1 protein-coding gene is annotated in these 627 nt (G+C 47.2%); it reads right to left on the bottom strand.

Annotated features, from left to right (window positions below; genetic code table 11):
* Positions 1–34 precede the first annotated feature (34 nt).
* Positions 35–627 (bottom strand): IS3 family transposase (locus ACO0LI_RS30620; RefSeq protein ID WP_423037704.1); only part of this gene is annotated, 593 nt, incomplete at its 5' end.

Below are 627 nucleotides of genomic sequence, written 5' to 3'. Positions count from 1 at the left end.
TGAAGTGACCCCGTAAAGTTGGACGTTTAATTATTTAAGTAGCCAAGGACTGAATTCTGTATTGCACAGGACTCAGTCCTTTTAGTTTGACCTTGATCCGGTCGTGATTATAGTAGTGAATATAATCCTTGATGCCTGCTTGCAGTTCTTCAACACTGCTAAATTTGTTGAGATAGAAGAACTCTGACTTCAACACGGCGAAGAAACTCTCCATAGCCGCATTGTCGATACAATTGCCCTTACGTGACATGCTTTGCACGACCTGTTTCTGCTGTAACGCACGCTGGTAGGCAAGCATGCGGTACTGCCACCCCTGATCAGAATGCAAGACAGGTTTTTGGTGTGCTTTGAGCTTGACCAGGGCATTCTTTAACATCTTCCCGACGAGTTCATAAACGGGGCGCCTGGCTGTCTCAAAGGCAATAATTTCCCTGTTATACAAATCCATCACCGGAGACAGGTACAGTTTCTCTCCTGCGACGTTAAATTCCGTCACATCAGTTACCCATTTCTGATGCATGCCATCCGCGTCAAATTGCCGTTCCAGCACGTTGGGGGCGGTGTGTCCCACGTTACCTCTGTAAGACCGGTATTTCTTTGGCCGCACCAATGATTTCAGGCCGAGCT

The sequence above is a fragment of the Undibacterium sp. Tian12W genome, assembly GCF_049339405.1.
Classification (GTDB): domain Bacteria; phylum Pseudomonadota; class Gammaproteobacteria; order Burkholderiales; family Burkholderiaceae_D; genus Undibacterium.
Note: the sequence above shows the minus strand (reverse complement) of the source record. Positions and strands in the feature narration are given on the sequence as shown.